The following is a 2,097-nucleotide window of genomic DNA, read 5'->3' on the forward strand; positions in this document are numbered from 1 at the left end:
TTCACCCGTCCTATGGATCATCGTGGCGCTGGTCCCAATCACGATCGGACTCGTGAGCGCTTTTGGTCCGGTGTGAGCCCGTAGGATGGGTTGAGCTCTTGCGAAACCCATCACTCGTTGCTGCGATCCGTCATCGACTTTAGGAGCGATCCTCAAGGGCCGCGGAGGGCCCCGACCGGTTTGCCGGCGATGGGTTTCGCAAGAGCTCAACCCGTCCTACGCGCTTCGTGTGTCAGGGGTGCGGCAATCGCGGCGCCGAGGTGCGCCCCGACTTCAAGCGTGGCGACTCGCGGCTGGCTATCAGGGGATACCGAAACACTCGATGACCAAGGGTTGGGGGCGGCCTTTCGAGGAGCCAATCGAGGTCGATGGTCGCAGCCTAGCCGCTGCCGAAGCGGACTTCGGAGGCCTGGTGGCCTATACTTGGCCGAGTAGCCAGTCACAGTTTAGCTGGAGTGGCCGCCATGATGAAGAACGTTGTAGCCGGATGCGTCGCAGGGGCTTTGATTATCCTGGCCTTGATTGGCTTCGCCCAAAAGCACCGTGAATGTCGGAACGGGTACGTTTTCCAAACTTGGCACGGGCACGTGCTCAAAAAAACCCATGAGCCCTGCGGGTCCGTCAGCCCTTCAATATAGCCCGTAGGATGGGTTGAGCTCTTGCGAAACCCATCATTCGTTGCGATCAGCGCCGCTGCGATCCGCGATCGATTATCGGAGCAATCCTCGAAGGACCGCGGAGTGACCGACCGAATTGCCGGCGATGGGTTTCGCAAGGGCTCAACCCATCCTACGCACTGCCGAAGAAAGAGCACACCGCGCCGGAATGGCGAGCCGCAATGGAAGCGCTGCTCCTGGTGGTCGAGTTCGCCGGGCCCACGATGTTCGCCCGGATCGGCATCATGCGAGCCTTGAACCGCGGCAAGCCGCCTCCAGATTTCTAGACCACGACGCAAGAAGACCAAGGCCTATGGGGTGATCCGATGACAGTCTTCGTCTACGTCAACACCGCAAAGCAGGTTGGCGATAAGGACCACATCAAGGTGTTCGCCAACCAGGATGCCGCAGAGAAATGGTTCGAGGAGAACGACCCCGAGGGCGTGGCGTTCGAATATGAGGTGTTGGAGTAAGCCGCGCCAGCGTGGGTTCCAACTAGGAGTCCCAGCCTGTCTTGCCGAGGAGGCGGAACGCGAAAGCTGGGGATGGCGTTGGTCTACATGCTTCTCCGAGACGAGCTTAAACCGGTGCTTATTCTTCTGGGAGCCGTGATCGTTGGTTTGACGATCAAGGAGATCAAACTCCATGGTGGCGTAGCGCACCAATCAGCGGAAATCACGGAACAGATTGCGCTTGATTGAGTCCGCCATTGGCTGAATAGAGCCCACGGCCTGCGCGTAGGATGGGTTGAGCTCTTGCGAAACCCATCACTCGTTGCTGCGATCCGTCATCAACTTTAGGAGCGATCCTCAAGGCCGAGGAGGGCCTCGACCGGTTTGTCGCCGATGGGTTTCGCAAGAGCTCAACCCATCCTACGCGCTACGCGCTGCCTAAGCTTCGAGCCCCGCCGGTTCACGCTGGCGGGGGCGTGCCACTCATACGTGCCTATGCAGTCCCCAAAACGCTATGAGGAGAAGGGCCACGGCTCCGATCACCAGCAGGATGAGAATGGCTTCCAGCATGACGAATCAAGCTCCGCCCCGAGCCAGAGGCTACACCCGAGCAGAAAATTGTTAAGGCGGAGCCGGCGCCTGGATCGAAAGACCCGCCAGAGTGCATCGGCGGGCCCTGCGATTGGAGCGTGAACGTCAGGCCGCTAGTCGCGAGAGCGCCTTCGCCGACTGTTTCAGCGACTCGAAAAGCCCGTAGGATGGGTTGAGCTCTTGCGAAACCCATCACTCGCTGCGATCCGTAATCGATTATCGGAGCAATCCTCGAAGGACAGCGGCTCCATCCATCGCCCTCGCCGCGGCGCATAGGAACGTTCCCGCGCGCGGGGAATCTTACAATCGCAATCGATCCTGTGTTGCTCGTGGATCGAACGATGGAAAAAGCTCTTGCCTATGCCATCTCGGCGCTCCTCGTGGGCTTCGGTGCCTGG

Annotated in this window: 3 protein-coding genes; 2 read left to right on the forward strand and 1 reads right to left on the reverse strand. The window is 59.8% G+C overall.

The window, feature by feature from the left end:
• Nucleotides 1–982 precede the first annotated feature (982 nt).
• Both JQ592_RS38125 and JQ592_RS38130 read left to right on the forward strand, forming a co-directional pair.
• Complete coding sequence (locus JQ592_RS38125; RefSeq protein ID WP_018642104.1) at nucleotides 983–1,129, forward strand: hypothetical protein; 147 nt, start codon at nucleotides 983–985, stop codon at nucleotides 1,127–1,129.
• 72 nt (nucleotides 1,130–1,201) lie between these two features.
• Complete coding sequence (locus tag JQ592_RS38130; RefSeq protein WP_018642105.1) at nucleotides 1,202–1,357, forward strand: hypothetical protein; 156 nt, start codon at nucleotides 1,202–1,204, stop codon at nucleotides 1,355–1,357.
• A 485-nt stretch (nucleotides 1,358–1,842) separates the two neighbouring features.
• Here the strand turns inward: JQ592_RS38130 and JQ592_RS38135 are convergent.
• Nucleotides 1,843–2,097: hypothetical protein (locus JQ592_RS38135; RefSeq protein ID WP_211407847.1), on the reverse strand; the 255-nt coding region annotated here is incomplete at its 5' end.

This window comes from Bradyrhizobium iriomotense, assembly GCF_018129405.1.
Lineage (GTDB): Bacteria > Pseudomonadota > Alphaproteobacteria > Rhizobiales > Xanthobacteraceae > Bradyrhizobium > Bradyrhizobium iriomotense_B.

What these genes read in the sequence shown, in the direction of transcription:
- JQ592_RS38125 (WP_018642104.1), top strand. Translation starts at nt 983, where the DNA reads ATGACAGTCTTCGTCTACGTCAACACCGCAAAGCAGGTTGGCGATAAG.
- JQ592_RS38130 (WP_018642105.1), top strand. Translation starts at nt 1,202, where the DNA reads ATGGCGTTGGTCTACATGCTTCTCCGAGACGAGCTTAAACCGGTGCTT.